The organism is Caulobacter sp. FWC2 (assembly GCF_002742625.1).
Lineage (GTDB): Bacteria > Pseudomonadota > Alphaproteobacteria > Caulobacterales > Caulobacteraceae > Caulobacter.
This window is the reverse complement of record NZ_PEBF01000001.1, coordinates 965,114-990,563: the sequence shown is the minus strand read 5'-3', so window position 1 is coordinate 990,563 and position 25,450 is coordinate 965,114. Positions and strand designations below refer to the sequence as shown.

20 protein-coding genes and 2 pseudogenes are annotated in these 25,450 nt (G+C 69.0%); 14 read left to right on the top strand and 8 right to left on the bottom strand.

Annotated features, from left to right (window positions below):
- Positions 1–171 precede the first annotated feature (171 nt).
- Complete coding sequence (locus CSW62_RS04690; protein ID WP_099576017.1) at positions 172–2,295, bottom strand: alpha-glucuronidase family glycosyl hydrolase; 2,124 nt, start codon at positions 2,293–2,295, stop codon at positions 172–174.
- A 197-nt stretch (positions 2,296–2,492) separates the two neighbouring features.
- On the opposite strand from CSW62_RS04690, the gene manD reads away from it, so the two are divergent.
- The 3 genes from manD (at position 2,493) to CSW62_RS04675 (ending at position 5,861) form a co-directional block, all read left to right on the top strand.
- The gene (gene manD, locus CSW62_RS04685) at positions 2,493–3,704 is read left to right on the top strand and encodes a D-mannonate dehydratase ManD (protein ID WP_099576016.1); all 1,212 of its coding nucleotides are present in this window, start codon (positions 2,493–2,495) and stop codon (positions 3,702–3,704) included.
- Between the two features lie 166 nt (positions 3,705–3,870).
- Positions 3,871–4,620, top strand: a complete 750-nt coding sequence (locus tag CSW62_RS04680) for a FadR/GntR family transcriptional regulator (RefSeq protein ID WP_099576015.1) — start codon at positions 3,871–3,873, stop codon at positions 4,618–4,620.
- A gap of 164 nt (positions 4,621–4,784) precedes the next feature.
- A complete protein-coding gene (locus CSW62_RS04675; RefSeq protein ID WP_099576014.1) occupies positions 4,785–5,861 on the top strand; it encodes an acyltransferase in 1,077 nt (358 codons plus the stop codon).
- 157 nt (positions 5,862–6,018) lie between these two features.
- Here the strand turns inward: CSW62_RS04675 and CSW62_RS04670 are convergent, their stop codons facing one another.
- Positions 6,019–6,723, bottom strand: coding sequence for an HAD family hydrolase (locus tag CSW62_RS04670; RefSeq protein WP_099576013.1), 705 nt, complete (start codon positions 6,721–6,723; stop codon positions 6,019–6,021).
- A 120-nt stretch (positions 6,724–6,843) separates the two neighbouring features.
- Between CSW62_RS04670 and CSW62_RS04665 the strand changes: the two genes are divergently transcribed.
- The 8 genes from CSW62_RS04665 to CSW62_RS04630 all read left to right on the top strand — a co-directional run bounded on the left by CSW62_RS04665 (position 6,844) and on the right by CSW62_RS04630 (position 19,086).
- Positions 6,844–7,563, top strand: coding sequence for a DUF2786 domain-containing protein (locus CSW62_RS04665; protein ID WP_099576012.1), 720 nt, complete (start codon positions 6,844–6,846; stop codon positions 7,561–7,563).
- 163 nt (positions 7,564–7,726) lie between these two features.
- Positions 7,727–10,909 (top strand): efflux RND transporter permease subunit, encoded by a 3,183-nt coding sequence (locus CSW62_RS04660; RefSeq protein WP_099576011.1) that lies wholly within the window; start codon positions 7,727–7,729, stop codon positions 10,907–10,909.
- Entirely contained in the window at positions 10,902–12,104 is a 1,203-nt protein-coding gene (locus tag CSW62_RS04655) for an efflux RND transporter periplasmic adaptor subunit (protein WP_099576010.1), read from the top strand. The genes CSW62_RS04660 and CSW62_RS04655 overlap by 8 nt, the downstream gene beginning before the upstream one ends.
- The gene (locus CSW62_RS04650) at positions 12,091–13,467 is read left to right on the top strand and encodes an efflux transporter outer membrane subunit (protein WP_233206615.1); all 1,377 of its coding nucleotides are present in this window, start codon (positions 12,091–12,093) and stop codon (positions 13,465–13,467) included. The genes CSW62_RS04655 and CSW62_RS04650 overlap by 14 nt, the downstream gene beginning before the upstream one ends.
- Before the next feature lie 166 nt (positions 13,468–13,633).
- On the top strand, positions 13,634–15,166 hold the full coding sequence (locus CSW62_RS04645; RefSeq protein ID WP_233206614.1) for a glucan biosynthesis protein: 1,533 nt from the start codon (positions 13,634–13,636) through the stop codon (positions 15,164–15,166).
- Between the two features lie 64 nt (positions 15,167–15,230).
- Positions 15,231–17,219 (top strand): glucans biosynthesis glucosyltransferase MdoH, encoded by a 1,989-nt coding sequence (gene mdoH, locus CSW62_RS04640; RefSeq protein WP_199170515.1) that lies wholly within the window; start codon positions 15,231–15,233, stop codon positions 17,217–17,219.
- 203 nt (positions 17,220–17,422) lie between these two features.
- A complete protein-coding gene (pip, locus tag CSW62_RS04635) occupies positions 17,423–18,511 on the top strand; it encodes a prolyl aminopeptidase (protein ID WP_099576007.1) in 1,089 nt (362 codons plus the stop codon).
- Positions 18,512–18,633: 122 nt separating this feature from the next.
- Entirely contained in the window at positions 18,634–19,086 is a 453-nt protein-coding gene (locus CSW62_RS04630) for a MarR family winged helix-turn-helix transcriptional regulator (RefSeq protein WP_099576006.1), read from the top strand.
- 75 nt (positions 19,087–19,161) lie between these two features.
- Here the strand turns inward: CSW62_RS04630 and CSW62_RS26790 are convergent, their stop codons facing one another.
- On the bottom strand, positions 19,162–19,293 hold the full coding sequence (locus CSW62_RS26790) for a hypothetical protein (protein ID WP_233206613.1): 132 nt from the start codon (positions 19,291–19,293) through the stop codon (positions 19,162–19,164).
- Between the two features lie 173 nt (positions 19,294–19,466).
- The gene (locus CSW62_RS04625; protein ID WP_099576005.1) at positions 19,467–19,748 is read right to left on the bottom strand and encodes a DUF1272 domain-containing protein; all 282 of its coding nucleotides are present in this window, start codon (positions 19,746–19,748) and stop codon (positions 19,467–19,469) included.
- A gap of 272 nt (positions 19,749–20,020) precedes the next feature.
- Here CSW62_RS04625 and carA point away from each other — a divergent pair, with 272 nt between their 5' ends.
- Complete coding sequence (gene carA, locus CSW62_RS04620) at positions 20,021–21,187, top strand: glutamine-hydrolyzing carbamoyl-phosphate synthase small subunit (protein ID WP_099576004.1); 1,167 nt, start codon at positions 20,021–20,023, stop codon at positions 21,185–21,187.
- Between the two features lie 203 nt (positions 21,188–21,390).
- On the opposite strand, the pseudogene CSW62_RS27390 reads toward carA, so the two are convergent.
- Together CSW62_RS27390 and CSW62_RS04615 are read right to left on the bottom strand one after the other, a co-directional pair.
- Positions 21,391–21,506: pseudogene (locus tag CSW62_RS27390) on the bottom strand (hypothetical protein); the annotation flags it as partial.
- 44 nt (positions 21,507–21,550) lie between these two features.
- Entirely contained in the window at positions 21,551–21,790 is a 240-nt protein-coding gene (locus tag CSW62_RS04615; protein WP_099576003.1) for a flagellar basal body rod C-terminal domain-containing protein, read from the bottom strand.
- Positions 21,791–22,049: 259 nt separating this feature from the next.
- Between CSW62_RS04615 and CSW62_RS04610 the strand changes: the two genes are divergently transcribed.
- Both CSW62_RS04610 and CSW62_RS04605 read left to right on the top strand, forming a co-directional pair.
- The gene (locus tag CSW62_RS04610; RefSeq protein ID WP_099576002.1) at positions 22,050–23,768 is read left to right on the top strand and encodes a M28 family peptidase; all 1,719 of its coding nucleotides are present in this window, start codon (positions 22,050–22,052) and stop codon (positions 23,766–23,768) included.
- Positions 23,769–23,931: 163 nt separating this feature from the next.
- A pseudogene (locus CSW62_RS04605) lies at positions 23,932–24,634 on the top strand (DUF998 domain-containing protein).
- Between the two features lie 6 nt (positions 24,635–24,640).
- On the opposite strand, the gene CSW62_RS04600 reads toward CSW62_RS04605, so the two are convergent.
- Positions 24,641–24,976: a hypothetical protein gene (locus CSW62_RS04600; protein ID WP_099576001.1), complete on the bottom strand. Its 336-nt coding sequence runs from the start codon at positions 24,974–24,976 to the stop codon at positions 24,641–24,643.
- Positions 24,973–25,398, bottom strand: coding sequence for a hypothetical protein (locus tag CSW62_RS04595; RefSeq protein WP_099576000.1), 426 nt, complete (start codon positions 25,396–25,398; stop codon positions 24,973–24,975). Before CSW62_RS04595 ends, CSW62_RS04600 begins: the two co-directional genes overlap by 4 nt.
- Positions 25,399–25,450: the final 52 nt, after the last annotated feature.

The following is a 25,450-nucleotide window of genomic DNA, read 5'->3' as shown; positions in this document are numbered from 1 at the left end:
TGAGTCCATCTCAACCGCTACTCTTCCTCTCCTCCCCTTTTGGGGGAGGTGGCGCGGCGCGGATACGCGCCGTGACGGAGGGGGGTGGGGCGGACCTAAAATGGCGCGGCGCTGTCCCCCTCCACCACCTTCGGCGGTCCCCCTCCCCCAACGGGGGAGGAGAGGCCCTCGCTACTGCCCATTCCCCGGCGCCCACGGGAACTCCAGGCTCTCGTAGTACTCCAGCGACTTGGCCGGAGCCTTTTCCCCCGCCGGCAGCGGCTTCTTCGAGAAGCTGCCGAACCAGGCCACCGAGGCGTCGCGCCACCATTGGGCCTCGTTCCGCTGGATCTTCAGGTAGTCGGCGACCTCGGCGTGGCGCTGGGCGTCCACGTACGGCGCCAGGCCCGCCCAGGTCTTCTCCATGCCGTCGACGTACGACACGCCCCGGCCGTAGGACTTGACCATGCCGTCCCACAGGGTGTCGCCGGACTTCAGGCGGTAGTCCCAGGGCAGGTGGTGGAACCACAGCAGGTCCTTCTCGTCGACGCACTTGAGGTCGGCGAAACAGCCTCCGACCGCCGGGGCGTACTGGGCCGTGGCGTTGCTGCCCGAGGGGGTGCGGTCGAAGCCGACGCCGTCCGGGCCGGCCTTGGCGTAGTAGACGCTGGTCCAGTCGGCGCGCGGGCCGCCGGCCACCCAGGGACCCGGGCCATAGTGATGGCTGCGCCCCATCTGGTGGTGCAAACCGAGCGGGGTCATGTAGTCCACCGCCGCCTCGCGCGAGCCCATCATCATGTCGACGACCGGCTTCACCAGGCGCGGGTCATTGCCGAAGGTCATCTTCGTCCAGTCGGCGGCGATGGCCTTGGCCGAGGCCTCCGGATCCCAGGCCAGGCGCCCGAAGGCGTACCAGTTGGCCTGGTCGAACTGCGAGCCGCTCCAGTTGCGGTCGGAGCCGATATTGGCCACGCCCGCCATCACCGTCAGCTTGCGATTGTCGAGCGATCCGTCGACCACCTTGGCCACGGTCGAGCCCTTGCCGTGGGCCATGGTGTCCGAGCGCAGGGTCTCCTCGAACAGCGGGCCGAGATAGACGAGGTGGGTGGAGAAGCCGAGATATTCCTTGGTGATCTGGAACTCCATGCCCAGGTTGGACTTCGGCATGGCCCCGAACAGCGGGTGGAACGGCTCGCGCGGCTGGAAGTCGATGGCGCCGTTCTTGACCTGGATGGCGACATTGTCGCGGAACTGACCGTCGAACGGCTTGAACTCGCTATAGCCCTGCTTGGCGCGGTCGTCGGGCTGCTCGTGCGAATAGACGAAGGCCCGCCAGATCACGACGCCGCCGTGGGGACCCACCGCGTCGGCCAGCATGTTGGCCCCGTCGACATGGGTGCGCCCATAGTCCTGCGGACCGGGCTGGCCTTCCGAATTGGCCTTCACCAGGAAACCGCCGAAGTCGGGAATGGCCTTGTAGATCTCATTCGCCTTGGCCTTCCAGAAGGCGGCGACGGCGGGGTCGGTCGGGTCGGCGGTCTTGAGCCCGCCGATCTCCATGGGCGCGGAGAAGCGGGCCGAGAGGTAGACCTTGATCCCATAGGGCCGGAACGTGTCGGCAAGCGCGGCGGCCTTGGCGATATAGGCCGGGGTCAGGCTGTCGGCCTTGGCGTTGACGTTGTTCAGCACGGTCCCATTGATGCCGATCGAGGCGTTGGCGCGGGCGTAGTCGACCATGCGGGCATCGACATGGCCGGGCAGCCGCCACCAATCGAAGATCGACTGCCCCGAATAGCCGCGCTCGACCGTGCGGTTCAGGTTGTCCCAATGGTTCAGCATTCGCAGCTTGACCTTGGGGCTTGAGGTCAGGTCGAGGCTCTCGACGCTTTGTCCCGTCTGGATCAGGCGCAGGTAGTGGAAGACGCCGTACAGAACGCCGATGTCGCTGTTGGCGGCGATGACCGTGGTCTTGTTGTCGGTCAGGGTACGGATAACGTAGCCCTCCTCGCCAACGCCTTTTAGCGGCAGATTTGACGCGGCGATGATGGACGAGCTCTTCGGCGTGCCTAAAACAATCGTCGGCGCATCCAGGCCCGGTTCGTCGGGGTTCAGACCAGTCAGGCCGCGTTTCAGCTCAACCAGAGCTACCGTCAAGGTCGGAGTCTGGACGGACGGGGGTATAGGCTCAACGACACGCGGCTCGGAACGCAGGGTCGCCGGCAAGGACCGATAGCGGAGCCAAAGGTCGTAGCCGTCCTCCGCCCGGGCGGCGGGGGCGATCAGGACCAGCCCCAGGATCAGCGCCAGAAAACGCATCGTTTCACTCCCTGCCCCAACTTCGAAAAGGTCGGGTGACCTGAGTCATAGTGGTCAGACCACTGGATTGACAACCCTTATGGTACCGGTACACCGATAGGCGGGGAGGAAGATGGACGCCGCGCCGCGACGACAGCGCGTGCTCGATCTTTGGTCCCCGGTTTCAAACCCAGCGCCCTTCAAGGTCCTCGCGTCCCATGCCCAAAATCATCGCCGCCAAGACCATCGTCACCTGCCCGGGGCGCAACTTCGTCACCCTGAAGATCATCACCGACGAAGGCGTCTACGGCATCGGCGACGCCACGCTGAACGGTCGCGAGCTGGCCGTCGAGGCCTATCTCACCCAGCACGTCATCCCCTGCCTGATCGGCCGCGACGCCCACCAGATCGAGGACATCTGGCAGTTCCTGTATCGCGGGGCCTATTGGCGTCGAGGCCCGGTGACCATGGCCGCCATCGCCGCCGTCGACACGGCGCTGTGGGACATCAAGGGCAAGATCGCCGGCCTGCCCGTGTATCAACTCCTGGGCGGCGCCTGCCGCACGGGCGTCATGGTCTATGGCCACGCCAATGGCGAGACGATCGAAGAGACCCTCGACAACGCCGCCCACTATGCCGAGCAGGGCTACAAGGCCATCCGGCTGCAAACGGGCGTTCCCGGCATGAGCGGCACCTACGGCGTCTCCAAGGACAAGATGTTCTATGAGCCGGCCGACAGCGACCTGCCCAAGGAGACGATCTGGTCGACCGAGCGCTACATGCGCTCGACCCCGGCCCTGTTCGAAGCCGCCCGCGCCCGCCTGGGCGATGATCTGCACCTGCTGCACGACGTCCATCACCGCCTGACCCCGATCGAGGCCGGCCGCCTGGGCAAGGACCTGGAGCCCTACCGCCTGTTCTGGATGGAGGACGCCACCCCCGCCGAAAACCAGGCCAGCTTCCGCCTGATCCGCCAGCACACCACCACCCCGCTGGCCGTCGGCGAGATCTTCAACTCGGTCTGGGACTGCAAGCAGCTGATCGAGGAGCAGCTGATCGACTATATCCGCGCCACGGTCGTCCATGCCGGCGGCATCAGCCACCTGAAGAAGCTGGCCAGTTTCGCCGACCTGCACCACGTGCGGACCGGCTGCCACGGGGCCACCGACCTGTCGCCGGTCTGCATGGGCGCAGCCCTGCACTTCGACCTGTCGATCCCCAATTTCGGCGTCCAGGAATATATGCGCCACACGCCCGAGACCGACGCGGTGTTCCCCCATGCCTACACCTTCAGCGACGGCATGCTGCACCCGGGCGACGCGCCGGGCCTGGGGGTCGATATCGACGAGGACCTGGCGGCCAAATACCCCTACCAGCGCGCCTATCTGCCGATCGCCCGCCGCCTGGACGGCTCGATGCACGACTGGTGAGGGCCATGGTCAGGCTTGGAGACCAGACCATCGGACTGGACAAGCCTGACCTCCGGAGCGGACAGCGCGAAAAATAGGACAATTCGCCCCGGTCTCCGTGTTAGGAAACCAGGGTCCCGACACCGCCCCATCTGGGCGCACGCGTCCTTTCGAGCCTCCGCCTCCCATGTCAGACAACGTCAAGCTCTACCGCAAGATCGCCGACACCGTGGCCGACGCCATCGAGGCGGGGCAGTACAAGATCGGCGACCGCCTGCCGACCGAGCGCGAGCTGGCCGAGCAGTTCGGCGTCTCGCGCCCCACCCTGCGCGAGGCGATGATCGCCCTGGAAATGCTGGGCATGATCGAGGCCCGCCACGGGCTGGGGATCTATGTCACCGGTAATGTCCGCCCCCAGGCCCCGTCGGCCGAAATCGACTTCGAGATCGGCGCCTTCGAGTTGATCGAGGCCCGCCGCCTGTTCGAGGGCGAGGCCGCCGCCCTGGCCGCCACCTCGATCACCGACGAGCAGATCGGCGAGCTGGAAGGCCTGCTGGAGCGCATGCGCGTCGAGGAGGAGATCCGGGGCGAGGACGCCGACCGCGACTTCCACCTGACCATCGCCCGGGCCACCGGCAACGGCGCGATCATCGCCACGATCGAGAACCTCTGGGACTGGCGCAACCGCTCGTCCCTGGCCCGCAACATCCTGGCCCGCGCCCGCGGCATGGGGCTGGAGCCCCGCATCGTCGAGCACCGCCGGGTGGTCGACGCCCTGAAGGCCCGCGATCCGGCGGCGGCCCGCCAGGCGATGCGCGACCACCTGGAACGGGTGATCGACCACCTGCTGCACGCCACCGAAACCGAGGCCGTACAGAAGGCCCAGCAGGAGACGAAGGCGAGACGGAACGCCATCGCGAAAAGGGTGGCGATTTAGCTTTAGCTCCTCCCCCGCGATGCGGGGGAGGTGGCCCAGAGGGCCGGAGGGGGCCAGCTCTACCTACGCCGTGAAGGCCCCCTCAGCCGCTTCGCGGCAGCTCCCCCGCAACGCGGGGGAGCATCCATCTGGGCGCCGCGCCCGTCCCATGCCACTCCTTCACCATGCTGAAGCTACCCGCCCTGAAACCCGACTCCGACCAGATGCTGCACCTGGACGCCCTGCGCATCGTCGGGGCGTTGATGATCGTGGTGTTCCACTTCAACCGCTTCATCAATCTGGACGGCCGCTGGCAGGCCGCTGACGATACGATCAAGAGCTTCAGCCTGATCGTGGACCTGTTCTTCCTGATCTCCGGCTACGTGATGGCGGCGATCTATACCGGCCGGATCACCACCTTCGCCAAGTACCGCGACTTCCTGCAGAAGCGCGTCGCGCGCCTGGGACCGCTGCACTGGGCGACCCTGCTGGTGTTCGTGGCCATCGCCGCTCTCGGCTGGGCGGGCGTGCTGAACGAGCGGGACCCGTCGCGCTACGACGTCTCGTGCATCGCCCAGAACGTCCTGTTCATCCACGCCTGGGGGACCTGCCACGCCCAGACCTGGAACTTCGTCAGCTGGGCGATCAGCGCCGAGATGGGGATGTACATCGCCCTGCCGCTGCTGTTCTGGATCACCGCCCGAGGCTGGTGGGCGACTGCTATCGTCGCCTTCGGCAGCCTGGCGCTGCTGCTGTGGATCTCGCGCACCGGCGAGACCTTCTCGCAGTGGACCTATAATTTCGGCGTCGCCCGCGCCGTGCCGGGCTTCATGCTGGGCATGCTGGCGTTCCAGCTGAAGGACCAGCTGGCCAGGCTGCCCTTCGCCCGTTTCGTGATGTGGGCCCTGCTGGCGGCGTTCTTCGTCGCCTCGTGGGCCGGCGCCTCGCGGACGAGCTTGCTGCTGTTGATCTACGCCGTCGGCCTGGCCGGCGTCGCGGCCGACGCGGCGGGCGTCCAGGGCGGGTTCAGCAAGGCCCTGGCGCCGTGGGCGCAGCTCAGCTTCAGCCTCTACCTGCTGCACCCGATCGCGCTGAAGATCGCCCTGAACTGGGTGGGGCTGGGGATGTGGGGCCTGAACGGCGACGCGATGCGGCTGTGGTGCCTGGCGTGGATCGTGCTGCTGATCCCGGTGGCGTATCTGTCGCTGATCGGGTTCGAACGGCCAGCGCGGGATTGGATCGCGAAGCTGGGCAAGCGCTGAGCGAGCTCCCTCTCTCTTAGAGAGAGGGTTGGGGTGAGTGGTTACGAGGTCTGACGGAGTGCCGGCACGCCGTCTACCGGCGTACCCACTCACCCTCCCACCGCTTCGCGGTGGGCCCCTCCCTCTCTCCATGAGAGAGGGATTCAAAATGCCGGGATCAGCCCTGCGTGATCCGATCCACCCACCCCGGCAGTTCGCTGATGCTCCCCAGTTCCGCATACCGCTCATGCCCGACCGGCGCTTCGGCCGCCTCGTGCGACCAGACCAGGGGATAGGGGATCAGCGCGCTCCAGCAGCCGGCTTCGAGCGCCGGCAGGATGTCCGAGCGCATCGAGTTGCCGGCCATCACTGCCTGCTCGGCGCCGGTGCCATAGCGGTCGAACACCCGGCGATAGGTGCCCGCGTCCTTCTCCGACACGATCTCGACCGCCACGAAGTAGTCGCCCAGCCCGGAGGAGGCCAGCTTCTGCTCCTGGTGCAGCAGATCGCCCTTGGTGATTAGGATCAGGCGGTAGCGGTCCGACAGCTCGGCCAGGGCCTTGTCGACGCCCGACAGCGGCTCGATCGGCTCGGTCAGCATCTCGCGGCCCACGGCCAGGATCTCGCGGATCACCCGGGTGTCGACCCGGCCGTCGGTGACCTCCAGCGCCGTCTCGATCATCGACAGGGTGAAGCCCTTGGCCCCATAGCCATAGACCCGAAGGTTGCGCTTCTCGACGGCCAGCAGCTGGTGCTCGATCTTCTCGGCGTCGCCGTGGTCGGACAGCAGGTCCAGGAACCGCGCGTGGGACAGCCGGAACTTGCTCTCGCAGTGCCACAGGGTGTCATCGGCGTCGACGCCAACGGTAGTGATTGTATTCATTGATCTTTTATTGTTCGCATCGCGCCAACCCGGCGAAGAAAATCAAGCGACTTGCCTGACTTCACTTTTCGCGTACTCAGACCCCGACCGCAACAGCCGCCGACTTTTTCGGACGCATCCGTGAACCCAAACCCCGATCCCACCGCCCTTGATAAGCTCAAGGCGCGCATCCAGGGACTGCGCGCCAAGACGACGGACAACGGCTGCACCGAAGCCGAAGCCTTGTCCGCCGCCGCCAAGGTCGCGGAGTTGCTCGACCGCTACGACCTGTCGCTCACCGACGTCGAGATCCGTGAAGCGTCGTGCGAGCGGCGCGAATACGAGACCCGCCACAACAAGCGCATACCGCTGGAAGAGTGCATCGGGGCGGTCGCCAGCTTCTGCGACTGTCGCGTCTGGCGCGAGAAGGCCCCCACGGGCGATCCGCGATACGTCTTCTTTGGTCTCCGCGCCGATATCGAAGCCGCGCACTACCTGACCGAGCTGATCGATAGCGCCGTGCGGTCCGAGCTTGGCCGCTACAAGACGAGCGCCAGTTATCAGCGGTTTCGGCATCAGGACCGACACATGGCGAACGCGTCCTTCACCCTGGGCATGGTCACATCCATCGCGGAAAAACTGACCGCCATGAAGGCCGGGCGAGACCGGGCCAACAACGACGCCGGACGCGATCTTGTTGTCCTCAAGTCGGCGGTCGTTGACGCCGAACTCGAAAGGCTCGACCTGAAGCTGGAGACCGTGCGCCGCGCGGCCCGCTTGGTGTCGCCAGAGGCGTACGACGCCGGCGGCGCCGCGGGCGTGTCTCTGGCCATAAATCCCCGAGCACGGGAAACCCCATAGCCGACGGTGGTGCGGATTGGGGCAGGAATGGAAAACCGGCGCTCCGGTCGCGAGAGGGCCCTTGACCCTCCCTGACCATCTTGTCAGTTGGCCGTCAGGCTGCGGACTTCTTGGCCTTGCTAGACCGGGCCCAAGCTCCCCCTCCGCAACGACGGAATTCAGTATGATCTCGCTTGTGCGGACGGCCTTGGGGCGTCCCTATACCTTCGTCGTGATGGCCGCGATGATCCTGATCGTCGGCGTCCTGGCGATCCTGCGCACGCCCACGGACATCTTCCCCAATATCCGCGTGCCCGTCGTCGCCGTGGCCTGGACCTATGGCGGCCTGTCGCCGGCCGACATGTCGGGGCGGATCCTGACGCCGTACCAGCGGACCCTGACCACTACCGTCAACGACATCGACCATATCGAGGCGACCTCGCTGCAGGGCGTCGGGGTGGTGAAGATCTACTTCCAGCCGGGGGCCGACGTGCGCCTGGCCAACGCCCAGATCACCGCCATCTCGCAGACCCTGCTGCGCCAGATGCCGCCGGGCGTGACCCCGCCGCTGATCCTCAACTACAACGCCTCGACCGTGCCGATCCTGCAGCTGGCCCTGGCCGGCCAGGGCCTGTCCGAGCAGCAGCTGTCGGACTTCGGCGTCAATGTCATCCGCACGCGCCTGGTCACCGTGCCCGGCGCGGCCGTGCCCCTGCCGTTTGGCGGCCGGACCCGCCAGATCCAGGTCGACATCGACCCGCAGGCCCTGCTGTCCAAGGGCCTGTCGGCGTCCGACGTCGGGGCGGCGATCGCGGCCCAGACGCAGATCACCCCGGCCGGCTTCGTCAAGATCGGCGAGTTCCAATACAGCCTTCGCTTGAACAACGCCCCCGGCACGGTCGAGGAGCTGAACGCCCTTCCCGTCAAGACCGTCAATGGCGCGACCATCCGCATCGGCGACGTCGCCCACGTGCGCGACGGCTCGGCCCCGCAGCAGAACATCGTCCATGTCGACGGCCAGCGCTCGGTGCTGATGACGGTGCTGAAGTCGGGCGCCACCTCGACCATCGCCATCGTCGACGGGGTCCGCGCCGCCCTGCCCGACCTGAAGGCCCAGCTGCCGCCCGCCCTGACCGTTACGCCGCTGAACGACCAGTCGACCTTCGTGAAGGCCGCCGTCGAGGGCGTGGTCCACGAAGGCGCCCTGGCCGCCGTGCTGACCTCGCTGATGATCCTGCTGTTCCTGGGCTCTTGGCGCTCGACCGTGATCATCGCCGTGTCGATCCCGCTGGCCGTGCTGGCGGCGATCGCGGCCCTGGCGGCGTTCGGCCAGACCCTGAACGTCATGACCCTGGGGGGCCTGGCCCTGGCCGTCGGCATCCTGGTCGACGACGCCACCGTCACCATCGAGAACATCAACTGGCACCTGGAGCACGGCAAGGACGTCCAAACCGCGATCCTGGACGGGGCGGCCCAGATCGTCACCCCGGCCTTCGTGTCCCTGCTGTGCATCTGCATCGTCTTCGTGCCGATGTTCTTCCTGCCGGGCGTGTCGGGCTTCCTGTTCGTGCCGATGGCCCTGTCGGTGGTGTTCGCGATGATCGCCTCGTTCCTGCTGTCGCGGACCCTGGTGCCGACCATGGCGGCCTACCTGCTCAAACCCCACGTCCCGCACGACGAGGAGGCCCCGTCGACCAACCGCTTCGTGCGCTTCCAGCGTGGCTTCGAGCGGAGCTTCTCCAAGGTGCGCGACGCCTATGCCGGCCTGCTGGGCTTTGCTTTGGACGCGCGCGGCGTGTTCGTCGTCGGCTTCCTGGCGTTCGCCCTGCTGAGCCTGGCCCTGGTCCCGTTCCTGGGCCAGAACTTCTTCCCGGCGGTGGACTCCGGCTCGATCGCCCTGCACGTCCGCGCCCCGGTCGGCACGCGGATCGAGGAGTCCGCGGCCCTGTTCGACCGCATCCAGCGACACGTCCGCACCGTGATCCCGGCCGACGAGGTCGAGACCATCGTCGACAACATCGGCCTCTCCTCCAGCGGCATCAACACCGCCTACAACGCCTCGGGGACCATCGGCCCGCAGGACGGCGACATCCTGATCAGCCTGAAGACGGGCCATCGTCCGACCGAGGGCTACATCAAGGCCCTGCGCGAGGAGCTGCCCAAGGCCTTCCCCAGCGCGACCTTCTCGTTCCTGCCGGCCGACGTGACCAGCCAGATCCTCAACTTCGGCAGCCCGGCCCCGATCGACATCCAGGTCACCGGCGGCGACGCGGCGACCAACCAGGCCTACGCCCAGAAGATCCTGCGCGAGATCCGCAGCATCAGGGGCATAGCCGACGTCCGCATCCAGCAGCCGGCCGCCGCGCCGGAGCTGCGCTTCGAGGTCGACCGCACCCGCATCCAGGCCCTGGGCCTGGACGAGCGCGACGTCACCGCCAGCGTGGCCGGCGCCGTGGCCGGCAGCCAGCAGACCGCCCCGGTGTTCTGGCTGAACCCGAAGAACGGCGTCTCCTATCCCGTCGTCGCCCAGACGCCGGAATACATGCTGGACAGCTTCGACAAGCTGCGGTCGCTGCCCGTCACCGGCACCCGCGCCACCGACGCGGCGCCGCAGGTGCTGGGCGGGCTGGGGACGCTCAGCCGGGGCTCCACCGCCGCCGTGGTGTCGCAGTACAACATCCAGCCGATGGTCAATGTCTTCGCCGCCACGCAAGGCCGCGACCTGGGCGGCGTGGCGGCCGACATCCGGAAGGCCCTGAAAAAGCTGGAGAAGGACAAGCCCGCCAAGGTCAAGGTCAACCTGCGCGGCCAGTTCCAGACCATGAACACCGCCTTCTCCGGCATGGGCTGGGGCCTGTTGGGCGCGGTGGTGATGATCTATCTGCTGATCGTCATCAACTTCCAGTCCTGGCTGGATCCGTTCGTGATCATCTCGGCCCTGCCCGCCGCCCTGGCCGGCATCGCCTGGATGCTGTTCGCCACCGGGACGCCGCTGTCGGTGCCGGCCCTGACCGGGGCGATCATGTGCATGGGCGTGGCCACGGCCAACTCGATCCTGGTGGTCAGCTTCGCCCGCGAGCGGCTGGCGGCCACCGGCGACGCGGTCCAGGCCGCGTTCGAGGCCGGGGTCACCCGCTTCCGTCCGGTGCTGATGACGGCGCTGGCCATGATCATCGGCATGGCGCCGATGGCCCTGGCCCTGGGCGAAGGCGCCGAGCAGAACGCCCCGCTGGGCCGCGCGGTGATCGGCGGCCTGATCTTCGCCACCTGCGCCTCCCTGCTGTTCGTCCCCACCATCTTCTCCATCGTTCACGGCGCCCGCCCCCGCGCGGAAGCCGCCTCCCCCGAAGGCGTCGCCCATGTCTGAGTCCCCCCCGCCCCCCGCCGGCGACTACCCCAAGACCAGCCCAAAAAGCCTGCGACGCCTGGCCCTGATCGGCGGCGCAGGCTTCGTGCTGATCCTGGCCGCCGGTACGGCCTCGCGGCTGATGGCCAGCCAGGACCTGAAGAAGACCAGCCAGGCCAGCGCCCTGACCACGGTCCACGTCATCCAGCCGGGCGGCGGCGAGAGCGCCGACCTCGTCTTGCCGGGCCGGCTGCAGGCCTGGGCCGAGGCCCCGGTCTACGCCCGCACCGACGGCTATCTGCGCCGCTGGTACGTCGACATCGGCCAGCCGGTGAAGGCGGGCCAGGTGCTGGCCGAGATCGACGCCCCCGAAGTCGACCAGCAGTTGGTCGCCGCCCGCGCCGCCCTCGCCACGGCCCAGGCCCAGCGCGATCTGGCCGCCACCACCGCCGCCCGCTGGAAGCGCCTGGTCGGCGAGAACGCCGTCTCGCAACAGGAGGCCGACGAGCGCGCCGGCGACCTGGCCGCCCGTGAAGCCATGCGCAACGAAGCGCTGGCAAATGTCCGCCGGCTGGAGAGCCTCACCGCCTTCAAGCGCATCGTCGCCCCGTTCGACGGGGTGGTGACCAGCCGCGACACCGACCAGGGCGCCCTGATCAGCGCCGGCGGCGCGCGGCCTTCGCCGCTGTTCACGGTGTCCGACACCCGCCGCCTGCGCCTCTATGTCAGCGTGCCGCAGAGCCTGGCGGGCCAGATCCGCCCGGGCATGAGCGCCACCTTCGCCTCGCCCGACCTGCCGGGGCAGACCTTCAACGCCCGCGTGGTGCGCACGGCCGACGCGGTCGACGCCCAGTCGGGCGCGATGCTGATCCAGCTGGAGGTCGACAACGCCGCCGGCGCCCTCAAGCCCGGCGCCTACGCCCAGGTCAGCCTGGACCTGAAGACGGCGAGCCCCACCACGGCCAGCGCGGTGCGGATCCCGTCCAACGCCCTGCTGTTCCGCAAGGAAGGCACGGCCGTGGCCGTGGTCGGCGGCGACAACACCGTCTCGATCCGTCCGGTCAAGATCGCCCGCGACGACGGCGCCGAGCTGGAACTGGCCAGCGGCGTCGCCGCCAGCGACTGGATCGTGACCAGCCCGCCGGACGCCATCGCCACCGGCGACCACGTCAACGTCGTCAAGGCCAAGACGGGAGCCGCCGGTGCGAAGGGCTAGTCTCCTGATCCTGGCGGGCCTGAGCCTCGCCGGCTGTTCCATGGCCCCGGCCTATGCGCCGCCGACGCCGGCCGCGCCCGTCGCCTTCCGCGACACCGGCCCGTGGACCCCGGCCGCGCCGGCGGAAGCCGTCCGCGACGGAACCTGGTGGGCCGTGTTCAAGGACCCGACGCTCGATGGCCTTGAGCGCAAGCTGGAGCTAGGCAGCGCCAACCTCGCCGCCGCCCTGGCCCGCTACGACCAGGCCCGCGCCCTGTCGCGGCAGGCCTCCAGCGCCCTGCTGCCCCGCGTCGGGGCGCAGGGGAGCGTCGAGCGCCAGCGCACCCCGGCCAATGGCCGCTACGACACCGCCACCCTGGCGGCCAGCGCCGCCTATGAGCTGGACCTGTGGGGCCGGGTGCGCAACCTGGTCGCGGCTGGCCAGGCCGACGCGCAAGCCAGCGCCGCCGACCTGGCCGGCGTGCGGCTCAGCCTGCAGGCCCAGTTGGCCGATACCTATTTCAGCCTGCGCGGGGCCGACGCACAGATCGCGGTGCTGGCCTCGACGGTAGAGGCCTATCGCCAGGCGCTGGACCTGACCAACCGCCGCCAGGCCGGCGGCGCGGCCAGCGGGCTCGACACCGGCCGGGCCCAGACCCAGCTGGCGGCGACCCAGGCGCAGTATGAGCAGGCGGTGGCCGACCGGGCCCTGCTTGAACACGCCCTCGCCGTGCTGGTCGGCGAGCCGGCCTCCAGCTTCACCCTGGCCGCCGCGCCGCAACTGACGGAGGCCCCGGTCACCCCGGTCGGCGCGCCCTCGACCCTGCTGCAGCGCCGGCCCGACATCGCCGCGGCCGAGCGCCGGATGGCGGCCGCCAACGCCCGCGTCGGCGTCGCCCGCGCCGCCTGGTTCCCAAGCGTGACCCTGGCCGCCGCCGGTGGCTACCAGTCCAATGGCGGCGAGCTCTTGAGCGCCGCCAACCACGTCTGGGCCCTGGGTCCGCTGGCCGCCGCCCTGCCGCTGTTCGACGGCGGCGCCCGCAAGGCCGAGGTCGCCCGCAGCCGCGCGGTGTTCGACGAGACCGCCGCCGGCTATCGCCAGACCGTGCTGGACGCCTTCCGCGAGGTCGAGGACCAGATGGTCCTCGCCAACCGCCTGGCCGCCGCCCAAGACCGCCAGGACGAAGCCCTCGCCGCCGCCGCCCGCACCACCGCCCTGGCCACCACCCGCTACCGCGAAGGCGCGGCCAGCTACCTGGACGTGGTCACGGCCCAGACGGCGGAACTGCAAGCGCGGCGTGAAGCCCAGGACCTGCGGACAAGGCGGCTCGCGGCCAGCGTGGACCTGATCCGCGCGCTGGGCGGGGGTTGGGTGGCGGGATAGCGCCACCGCGCCCGCAAGGTCGTCAGCCTGACCGCCGGAGGATATTTCTGACCGGAAGCGCGGATTCTGGTCGGCCCGGTTGAACCATTTCCGCCGCAAGTTCCGTTTAATCGGCGCGCCCAAATCCGCGCACCCGTCGGTATCCGCCCGAGGTTTTCGATTGTCCTTGCTTGATCGCCGCGCCGCCCTGACGCTCCTGGCCGGGGGCGTCGCCGCCGCCACCCTGGCGCCCGGACAAGCTCATGCGCGGCCCGCGCGCTTCTCCTTCGAGACCGTGCAGGCGCGCGCCCGCGCCCTGGCCAACCGCCCCTATGTCGCCCCGCCGCCGCCGCCCGCCGAGGTCGCGGCCATGGACTATGACGCCGCCCAAGCTGTGGGGTTCTATCGCGAGAAGATCCCACTGTGGGGCGGCGACTGGGGGATCGAGCTGTTCCCGCTCAGCCGGGGCGTCTCCAAGACCGTGGCCATTCACCTGGTCGAGGACGGCCGCGCCCGGCCGCTGGCCTATGACCCGGCTCTGTTCTCCTCGCCGGCCGACAGCCCGCTGCGCGCCCTGCCCGCCACGGCCGGCTTTTCGGGCTTTCGCGCCATCAGCCGCGACGATCGCGGCGAGTGGCTGGTGTTCCACGGCGCCTCGTACTTCCGCTCGCCCGCGCCGTTCGGCCAGTACGGCCTGTCGGCCCGCGCCATCGCCGCCGACACCTACGCCGTCCAGCCCGAGGAGTTTCCCGACTGGCGCGAGGTCTGGCTGGAGCGCGACGCGCAAGGCCGGCTGGTCATCCACGCCCTGATGGAGAGCCCGGGGATCGTCGGCGCCTACCGGTTCGTCAACGACCGCGACGGCCTGGCCCTGACCCAGACCGTGCAGGCCAGCGTGTTCTTCCGCCGGGCCTTCGACCAGATGGGCCTCGCGCCCCTGACCAGCATGTTCTGGTACGGCGAGGACCGCGCCAACCCGGCGGTCGACTGGCGGCCCGAGATCCACGACTCCGACGGCCTGGCGATCTGGACCGGCGCGGGCGAGCGGATCTGGCGGCCACTGTCCAGCCCCCGGCGCGTGGTCACCAGCGTGTTCAGCGACGAGAACCCCAAGGGCTTTGGCCTGATCCAGCGCGACCGCGACTTCGAGCACTATCACGACGACCAGGCCAAGGCCGAGCGCCGGCCCAGCGTCTGGGTCGAGCTGATCGGCGACTGGGGCAAGGGGTCGGTCCGCCTGGTCGAGATCCCCACCGACAGCGAGACCAACGACAACATCGTCGCCTTCTGGACGCCGGACGCGCAGGTCAAGGCGGGGAGCAAGATCACCCTGAGCTACCGCCTGCGCTGGACAGCCGACGCGCCCGACACCGACCTCGCCAAGGTGGTGGCCACCCGCTCGGGCCGCCCGGGCGAGCCGGGACGCGACACCGCCGCGCAAGGCCGCAAGGTCGCGATCGAGTTCCGGGGCAAGAACCTCCTGGCCCTGCGCACGGCCATCGACATCGAGGCCGACGTCACCGCCCGCAACGGCCAGATCCGCTTGCTCTCGCACTATCCCGGCGCCCGCCACGAAGCCGAGACCGACGCCCTGTGGCGCGTGACCTTCGACGTCGTGTGCGATGGCGCGGAACCGGCCGATGTGCGCGTCGTCCTGAGGCAGAAGGGTCGCGCGTTGAGCGAAACCTGGACGGCGCTGATTTTTCCGTCCGCGCCGTGAAACCAACCGCGCCGTCGCGAGCTTGGCCTGCCGACGGCTCCCCGCCTCCCCGAACCCAGAGTTAGTGGCTTTGTTGTCCTCCGAGCGGCGCGCCGGCGCCCGCCCCCTCCCCGCGCTGAAGCTGGCCCCGCCGCCGGCCCGGCCCGCGCCCGCCTCGTTCGCCGCGTTCGTGCCGGCGGAGAAGCCCCTGGCCATGCCCGCGCAGAGTCTGAGCGAGGGCCGGCTGACGCCGGTGGCCAGTCCGGACATCGCCGGCCGCCGCTGGATCCTGTTGCTGGGCTCGGGCGCGCTGACCGCCGTCACGGCGGTGATCACCGCGCTGCTGTTCTCGCCCGGCGGCTTCAGCCTGGTGGACGGGATCGCGTTTGGTCTGTTCGTGTTGCTGTTCGCCTGGGTGGCCTTCGCCTTCATGAGCGCGGTCGGCGGCTTCTGGACCTGCTGGCGCATGACCGAGGGCCGCGAGCAGCCGCAGCCGGTGATCCTGACCCGCACCGCCCTGCTGGCCCCGACCTATAACGAGGATCCCGGCCGCATCCTGGCCGCCATCCAGGCCATGTACGAAGACCTGGACCAGCGCGAGGTGGCCGAGCTGTACGACGTCTTCGTGCTCAGCGACACGCGGGTCGAGAGCGTCGCCCGCGAGGAGGCGGTCGGTGTGCTGCGGCTGCGTGCGCGCCTCGGCCCCAAGGCGCGGATCTTCTATCGCCGCCGCGTCCAGAACACCGACCGCAAGGCCGGCAACATCGCCGCGTGGGTCGAGCGCTTCGGCGGGGCCTATGAGCAGTTCGTGATCCTGGACGCCGACAGCCTGATGACCGGCGACACCCTTATCCGCCTGACCCACCGGATGGAGCGCGACCCGAAGCTGGGCCTCCTGCAGACCTCGCCCTCGATCATCAATGGCGAGACGCCGTTCGCGCGGCTGCAGCAGTTCGCCTCGCGCGCCTACGGGGCGATGCTGGCGGCCGGCCAGGACTGGTGGTCGGGCGCTGAGGGCAACTACTGGGGCCACAACGCCATCATCCGCACGCGGGCCTTCGCCGAGCAGGCGGGCCTGCCGCACCTGCCGGGGCCGCGCCCGTTCGGCGGCCACATCATGAGCCACGACTTCGTCGAGGCGGCCCTGATGCGCCGGGGCGGCTGGAAGATCGGCTTGGCGACCGACCTTACCGGATCCTACGAGGAGACCCCGCCCACCATCCTCGACATGGCCATCCGCGACCGCCGCTGGTGCCAGGGCAACCTGCAGCACCTGGGCGTCATCGGGGCCAAGGGCCTGCACTGGATCAGCCGCCTGCACCTGCTGCGCGGGGTGCTGTCCTACGCCACCTCGCCGCTTTGGCTGTTCCTGCTGATCGCCGGGGCCGGGGTGTGGATGGAGCAAGGCGGGGCCACGGCGCTGATCCGCGCCGACGCGGCGGCCTGGCTGTGGGGCCTGACCATGGCCCTGCTGATCGCCCCCAAGCTGATGGCCGGCGCCCTGGTCCTGCGCCGCCGCGCCCAGCGCCAGGCGTTCGGCGGCGGCTGTCGCTTCGTCGCCGGGATGCTGATGGAGATCGTGCTGTCGGCCCTGGTCGCGCCGGTGCTGATGCTGATGCAGAGCGTGTCGGTGCTGCAGGTCCTGATCGGCCGCGACGCCGGCTGGGCGACGCAGCAGCGCGACCCCGGCCGCCTGAGCCATCTCGAGGCCTGGCGCGTCCACCGCGCCCACATGGGCATCGGCGGCGTCGCCGCGGCCCTGGTCTTCGCCCTGGACCCGGTGATGTTCTGGTGGTCCAGCCCGGTCTATCTGGGCCTGATCCTGTCGGCCCCGCTGGCCCTCTTCCTGTCGCAGCCGCGCCTCGGCGATTTCCTGGGTCTTTTCCAGACCCCCGAGGAGCGCCGCCCGCCCCGCGTGGCCCAGCGCGCCGCCGAACTGCGCGCCGCCTATGACCGCGAGGCCACCACCCGCCGGGCGATCGAAAAGCTCCTGCGCGCCCCGGCCATGGTCTACGGCGCCGACGCCATCCACACCCGCGCGCGCGCCAATCTTGTGTCGAGCCGGGCGGGGTAGATTTGGCGCCCTCTCCCCTTGCGGGAGAGGGTGGCCCACGCAGTGGGTCGGGTGAGGGGTCGCACGGACCTTTCCGACAGGGCTTTCAACCCCTCATCCGGCCCTTCGGGCCACCTTCTCCCGTAAGGGGAGAAGGAGAGCCTTACTGGCGCTGCGCTTTCCATCGCGCTAGGCCAGAGCTGTCGAACCCGAAGGTGAGCCCCATGGATTTCTCGAAGCTGCAGGCCGTCAGCACTGTCACCACCGAGTGGAAGTATCCGCTGAAGCCGGCCAATCGTTCGGGGCTGCTGCAGGTCGACCAGGGGCCGGACCACAAGCTCTATTGGGAAGAATACGGCAATCCGGACGGCGAGCCGGTGATGTTCCTGCACGGCGGTCCGGGCGGGGCGTGCGCGCCGGTGATGTCGCGGTTCTTCGATCCCCAGCGCTACCGGGTGATCCTGTTCGACCAGCGCGGCTGCGGCAAGAGCGAGCCGACGGTCGCGACCCACGGCCCCAAGGTCGCCCTGACCCGCAACGACACCGACTATCTGGTCGACGACATCAATAGGCTCCGCGACGCTCTGGGCGTCACCGGCAAGATGCACGTGTTCGGCGGCAGCTGGGGCAGCACCCTGGCCCTGGTCTACGCCATCCGCCACCCGGACAAGGTCGCCTCGCTGATCCTGCGCGGCATCTTCCTGGGGGCGAGCGAGGACCTGCTCTACATGTACCAGGGCAATGCGGCGACCTTCGCCGAAGCGCCCTACGCCCTGACCGAGCCGGGCAGCTACGTGACCTATCCCGACGAGTGGAAGGCCTTCGTCGAGGAGATCCCGGCGGACCAGCGCGGCGACATGATGGCCGCCTACAAGGCGATCTTCGACATGGAGGCCAAGACCGACGCCGACCGCGCCCGCCAGCTGCGCGCCGCCGTGGCCTGGTCGGTCTGGGAAGGGACGATCTCGAACATGGTCCCGCACGCCAGCGACCCGGGCAAGTTCGGCGAGGCCGACTTCGCCCTGTGCTTCGCCCAGATCGAGGCCCACTTCTTCGCCAATGGCCTGTTCCTGGAGCCGGACTACATCGTCGGTAACGTTGACAGGATCGCCGCCATCCCGACCCACATCGTCCACGGCCGCTTCGACCAGGTCTGCCCGCTGACCCAGGCCTCGCGGCTGATCGCGGCCATGGCGGCGGCGGGTGCGACCCCGGCCAGCTACGTCAAGACCAATGCCGGCCACAGCGCCATGGAAGCCCAGACCGTGCTGGCCCTGACGGCGATCATGGACGGCCTGCCGCCGATCGGCTGAGGTCACAACGCCTCGCCGGACCGTCGAGGGGCTTGATCCGCCCTCAGAACAACCTACTTATCGCGATAAGCTTTTTGATGATAAAAGCTGACGACGCCCGCCGCCCAAGGAGTTCGCGCTCGATGTCCTCGTCCGCCCTCGGCCCCGAATTCATTCCGCTGGATAACCAGCTGTGCTTTTCGCTCTATGCCACCACCCTGGCGATCAACCGCACCTACAAGCCGATGCTGGACGCCCTGGGCATCACCTATCCGCAGTACCTGGTGCTGAGCGCGCTGTGGGAAGACGACGGCCAGACGATCGGCGCGATCGGGACCCGGCTGTCGCTGGAGCCCAGCACCATCACGCCCCTGGTCAAGCGCTTGGAGCACGCCGGCTTCGTCGACCGGCAGCGCGACCCGATCGACGAGCGCCAGGTGCGGGTGCGGCTGTCGAAGAAGGGCCTGGACCTGCGCGCCGACGCCACCTGCCTGACCTCGACCCTGCTAGCGAAGTCCGGCCTGACCGTGCCGCAGATCACCGAGCTGAACACGCGCGTGCTGGCGCTGCGGCGAGCCTTGGTGGGCGAGGACTAGGGCTGGGGGCTGGGGGCTGGGGGCTGGGGGCTGGGGGCTGGGGGCTGGGGGCTGGGGGCTGGGGGCCGGAAAGCCCTAGAAGCTCAGCACCACGAACACCACCGCGCTGATCGGAATCGCCGCCGAAAGCGCCATGTGCAGCACGGTCTCGGTCAGGTTGAAGACCGAGCGGCTGGGCAGCTTGAACGGGGCGGCGGCTGGCGTCATGGCGGGTGCTCCTTGCACGCTGTAGCTTGCACCCTGACCGGTTAATGATCCTGAATCTTGAACGTACCGCTCGCTGCGACAAGTTGTCAGGTGACCCCCTCCTCACCCGCTTGCGGGGGAGGTGGCGCGGCGCCGATAGGCGACGTGACGGAGGGGGCGCTGCGGCGCTTAAACTAAACCCAGCCGGCCGGTCCTTCCGGTTGCCGGCGCGAAGTCGGCGCGTAGCGGTGGCCCTTGTTCACCCGGCGCAGCGAGGCCGGGTAGCGGTGCAGCTGCTGCTCGGGCCGGATTGGCCGCGCCACCAGGCCGCCGCCACAGTCGGGACAAACCCCGTCGAAGCGGATGTCCGCGCAGTCGGCGCAGAAGGTGTGTTCGAAGGTGCAGATTCGGGCCGCGGCGCTGGCCGGCGGCAGGTCCGCGTCGCAGCACTCGCAGTTGGGGCGCAGTTCGAGCATGGGGCCGTCCTCCCGTGTTCGTTTGACGCTTCGCGTGTTTGGGTCTGGAAGCCTTGTACCATAAGGGCTTTTGAGCCCCTCGCGCGAGGGTGCGCGTTCGCCGATCACGGGAATGTGGAAACAAGCCAGATTCGCGTGATCAGCGGGGGTTGACCCCCTCCCCCAGACCCCCTAGACACCCCGCCGTTTGCGCGGCGGGTTGGGGGTTACCCCTGGCCCGCCTTTTTGCGAAAATACACAGCCAACCGCACGCGTTAGGAGCGCTCCACAGAATGTCCCAAGACCTTCTCCCCGGCGTTACCGGCGTTCTGGCCCTGGCCGACGGCACCATCCTGCAAGGCGTGGGCTGCGGCGCGGTCGGGGACGCGGTCGGCGAGGTGTGCTTCAACACCGCCATGACGGGCTATCAGGAGATCCTGACTGACCCGTCCTACATGGCCCAGATCGTCGCCTTCACCTTCCCGCACATCGGCAATGTCGGCACGAACGTCGAGGACGTCGAGCAGATCACCGGCGTGGCCGAGACGGCCGCGCGCGGCGCGCTGTTCCGCGAGATCCCGACTGTGCAGGCCAACTGGCGCGCCAACAGCGACTTCGACGCCTGGATGAAGGCGCGCGGCGTCATCGGCCTGGCCGGGATCGACACCCGCGCCCTGACCCGCAAGATCCGCGAGACCGGCATGCCGCACGGCGTCATCGCCCATTCACCGGACGGCAAGTTCGACCTGCCCGCCCTGGTCGCCAAGGCCAAGGCCTGGGCCGGCCTCGAAGGCCTCGATTTGGCCAAGGACGCCTCGACCACCCAGACCTTCACCTGGGACGAGGGCCTGTGGTCGTGGCCGGAAGGCTACGCCAAGCTGGACAAGCCGAAGTACGAAGTGGTCGTCATCGACTACGGCGTGAAGCGCAACATCCTGCGCGCCCTGGCCCATGTCGGCGCCCGCGCCACGGTGGTCCCGGCCAACACCTCGGCCGAGGACATCCTGGCCCGCAACCCGGACGGCGTGCTGCTGAGCAACGGCCCCGGCGACCCGGCCGCGACCGGCGCCTATGCGGTGCCGGAAATCCAGAAGTTGGTGCAGAGCGGCAAGCCGGTGTTCGGCATCTGCCTGGGCCACCAGATGCTGGCCCTGGCCCTGGGCGCCAAGACCGTGAAGATGGAACAGGGCCACCACGGCGCCAACCACCCGGTCAAGGACCTGACCACGGGCAAGGTCGAGATCGTCTCGATGAACCACGGCTTCACCGTGGACAGCGAGAGCCTGCCGGCTCCGGTGCAGGAAACCCACGTCTCGCTGTTCGACGGCACGAACGCCGGCATCCAGCTGGCCGACAAGCCGGTGTTCAGCGTCCAGCACCACCCGGAAGCCTCGCCCGGCCCGACAGACAGCCTGTACCTGTTCGAACGCTTCGCGGGGCTGATGGACAAGGCGAAGTAAGCGCCTAGGCGCTTACTTCGCTCCTCCCCCTTCTGGGGGAGGTGGATCGCCGCGAAGCGCGGCGAGACGGAGGGGGCTGGTCAGGCCTATTGGCGCGGCGCTGCCCCCCTCCACCGCCGTTCGGCGGTCCCCCTTCCCCCATAAAGGGGGAGGAAGAACAAAGAAAAGCCCGCGTCACTCGGTGACGCGGGCGTCTTTCTGTCGTGGGGGGCCGCCTCCCGCAAGACTAGGGGGCATAGCGGGAGGCGGCGGCCAGACGCCCTCTACAGGGGGCGCGTCGGGCGTCTGGCGGGGGAGCCGGCCGGTTCGGGTGACGCACCGAGGGCGGGCGGGCTCACGCTCTTGAGGTCGGAGACGCGGACCTCAGACCTTGAGGTCGAGAAGACGCTTGTTCATCTCGTCGGCGGTCTTGAGGACCGCCGCATTGGCCTTGAAGTCGGTGGCCGCGCCGATCTGGGCGACACGTTCGCCGACATAGTCGACGTCCTTGGTCTCGGAGGTCTTTTCCACCTGGGCGTCCGAAGCGGCCACCCGCTGGGCCGAGGCGCTGAGGCGGTCGGCGGCGGCCATCATTCCGGACGCGGAGATCGAGATAGCCTGCATGGGATGCCTCCGTCAGGGCTTGGTGGTCTTGACGTTGGTTATCCGGCCGGTTGGGTTAAGCCCTCGCCATCGAAAATGGTAAAATTCACGGCTTGGTCATCTTTTCTAGCGGCCGTTAACCTTTCGAGGGGGTCCGCCCCCTCGCCCCAACATTACGAAACGTTCAGACTCCGCCGTATCGACAAGCTGTCATCGTCCCGACATGGTTCGCCCCTTCGCGGGCCGGGGGGCGGTCCGCTTCCCGGGAGTCTCTCTAGAAATGTCGTTCACGCGTCGTATCGCGCTGGCCAGCGCCGCCCTGCTCATGGTGGCGCAACCGGTCTTCGCGGCCACACCCGCCAAGCCTGCCGCCGCCGCTCAGAAGGCTGGCAAGAAGGCCGCGCCCGCCTCGGATTTCGCGCCTTCGCCCGAAGCCATCAAGGCCCACATGACCTTCCTGGCCGACGACCTGATGGAGGGCCGCGAGACCGGCACGCGCGGCTACGACATCGCCGCCAACTATGTCGCCGCCCAATACGCCCTGCTGGGCGTCAAGCCGGCCGGCGACAAGACCGCCACCGGGGTCTCGTACCAGCAGCACGTGCCGCTGATCGCCTTCCGCGGGGCCGGTGAGGGTTCGTTCGGCCTGACCGGCGCCGACGGCCAGACCGCCGCCTTGAAGTACGGCGAGGACTATCTGCCCAACCCGCAGGCCCAGTCGGCCGACCTGACGGTCGCCGCGCCGCTGGTCTTCGTCGGCTATGGCCTGGTCAATCCGGCCACGGGCCGCGACGACTACGCGGGCCTGGACGTGAAGGGCAAGATCGTCGTCATGCTGAACGGCGCGCCGTCGTCGCTGCAGACCGAGGAACGCGCCCACTTCAGCAACCCCAACACCAAGCGCCAGGAAGCCGCCAAGCGCGGCGCCGTCGGCGTGATCACCATGTCGGGGCCCAGCGCCGAGAAGCGCCGTCCGTTCGCGGCCGGGGCCGGCATGATGCGCGGCTGGCGGGTGATCTGGCGCGACGCCAACGACGTCGGCGCCATCCGCGCGCCGGGCGCGCCGTCGCTGCTGTCGATCAGCCAGGCCGGCGCGGCCAAGCTGTTCGCCGGCGCCCCGACGCCGCTGGCCGACGTGCTGGCCGAGTCCGAAAAGCCGGAAGGCGCGATCAAGGGCTTCGCCCTGGCGACCAAGGCCAGCATCAACGTCAAGACCGAGATCGAGAAGCGCGAGAGCAGCAACGTCGTCGGCCTGATCGAGGGCTCTGACCCGACCCTGAAGGCCCAGACCATCATCCTGTCGGCCCACCTGGACCACATCGGCATGCGCGAGAACGCCAAGCCGGGCGAGGACAAGATCAACAACGGCGCGCTCGACAACGCCTCGGGCATCGCCACCCTGCTGGAGGTCGCGCGCGGCTTCGAGAACAGCAAGGCCCGCCCGAAGCGCTCGATCATCCTGCTGGCCGTCACGGGCGAGGAGAAGGGCCTGGTCGGCTCGGACTACTTCGCCAACAACCCGACGGTGAAGAAGACCGACATCGCCGCCGACGTGAACCTGGACATGCCGGTGCTGCTGTACCCGTTCACCGACGTCATCGCGTTCGGCGCCGACCGCTCGACCATCGGCGAGGCCGTCAAGCACGCCGCCGGCCGCGTGGGCATCGCGCTGTCCGGCGACCCGATGCCGGAAGAAGGCCTGTTCACCCGCTCGGACCACTACCGCTTCGTCGAGCAGGGGATCCCGTCGGTGTTCCTGATGACCGGCTTCCAGAACGGCGGCGAGGCGGCCTTCAAGGGCTTCCTGAAGGGGAACTACCACCACCCGGGCGACGACCTGAACCAGCCGATCGACTACCAGGCGGCCGCCAAGTTCGCCCTGGTCAACTACGAGATCGCCCGTGAACTGGCCAACACCCCGGCCCGCCCGGTCTGGAAGAAGGGCGACTTCTTCGGCGGCACGTTCGCCCCGGCGGGGCATCCGTCTTCCGCCAAGTGATTGTGGCGAAGTAGGTCCTCCAATATCCGATTTCCCCGGCGAATGCCGGGGCCCAGATGGAAGAGCGCTGGCGTTGGCTCCAGGAACGCCGCGCTCTTCCAATCATCCCAAGCGCCTTGAGATCTGGGTCCCGGCATTCGCCGGGAAAATCGGGATAGAGTTATTGACCCGGAGGGCGGCGGAAGGGATTCTGCCGCCCTCTCTCGTTTTCGACCGGATATCCTCGCCCCGTGACCGCCCGCACCGGCGCCTTCCTGAAGATCGGCGTGATCGCGCCGGCCATCATGGTGGCCGACGTGTGGCTGGCCCAGCGGCTGTTCCCGGGTTTCGACGCCGGCGCCCAGTTCATCAGCGAGCTGGGCGGGCCCAAGGCGCCCCTGCCCGAGATCTTCAACTACGGCATGATGATCGCCGGCCTGGCGGGCCTGCTGGCCGGCGCCGGCTTCGCCCATGCGCTGGAAGAGGCCGGCGGCCGGCGGCGGGTCTCGGCCTTCGCCGGCCTGTTCGTGGCGCTGACGGGCCTCGGGGCCTTCTTCGCCGGGGTGTTCCACTGGCCCGATCCCATGCACCGCGCCTGCGGGGTGGGCCTGGCCATGCAGTTCGCGCCGCTGTTCACAGCCTGGGCGCTATGGGGCAAGCCGGGCTACCGGCGGCTGGCCCACTTCTCGCTGGGCTGGTTCTTCGGCCTGCTGCTGGTCTTCGCCCTGCTGACCGGGGTGTGGAACGTCCGCACCGGCTATGACGTCGGCTACTGGCAGCGCGGCCACGCGTTCCTGGGCCTGCTGTGGCTGGCCATCGCCGCCTGGAGCCTGGAGAAGGGCTGGCGACACGAACGGCTGGGCGACCTGGAATCCGCCTCGGCCTGAAGCGCCTCAGGCGCGCACGCCCAGCAGGACCCGCCGGATGTCGCCCCGCGTCGCCGCCAGCAGGATCAGCAGATAGGCTGACAGGAACAGCATCCCGCCGAACACGGCGACGACGCCCAGGCCGATCGCCGCCGGCCTGAAGCCGCCGCGCCAGGCGGTCCACAGGCCCGACAGCAGCAGGAAGCAGAAGAAGTCCAGGTTGAATTGCCCGGGCCAGCTCATGGCGGCCATGTCGCCGAAGAACACCGGCAGCAGATTCCAGCCATGATGGGCGATGGTGACGCTGGTGTAGCCGGCGATCACCAGCAGGCAGGCCAGCAGGAACAGGCGAAACAGGGTCATCGGGCGGTCTCCGCTTCCAGGGTGGCGCTCGACGCCGCCCGGCTTTCCAGGAACAGGCAGCGGGCCATCATGGCCAGAAGGCCGATCGAGCCGGTGGCGGCCACCAGCACGATCCACGGCGGCGCGCGCATGCCCACGGCGCGGGCGCGGGGCAGCAGCATGGCCAGGGCGGTTCCCGCGGCCAGCAGCAGGTCGCACCAGATCTGCGCGCCCCAGGGGCCGCGCAGGTGCTCGTTCCAGAAGCCCAGCGGCCCGGCCTTGGCGACCACGTCCAGGCTGACGATCAGAAACGCCGCCGACAGCACGGCGGGAACGACCCAGGCGCGCGGGCCAAGCTGGGGGCGAACGGCCATGACGATCAGGGCCAGCAGCAGGCCCAGGGCTGCGCCGGCGGGCAGGATGGCGTACACGGGCTCAGGCATGGAGATCTCCTGTAGCAGTCGCTACAGGCATAGCGCATTGTAGCAGTTGCTA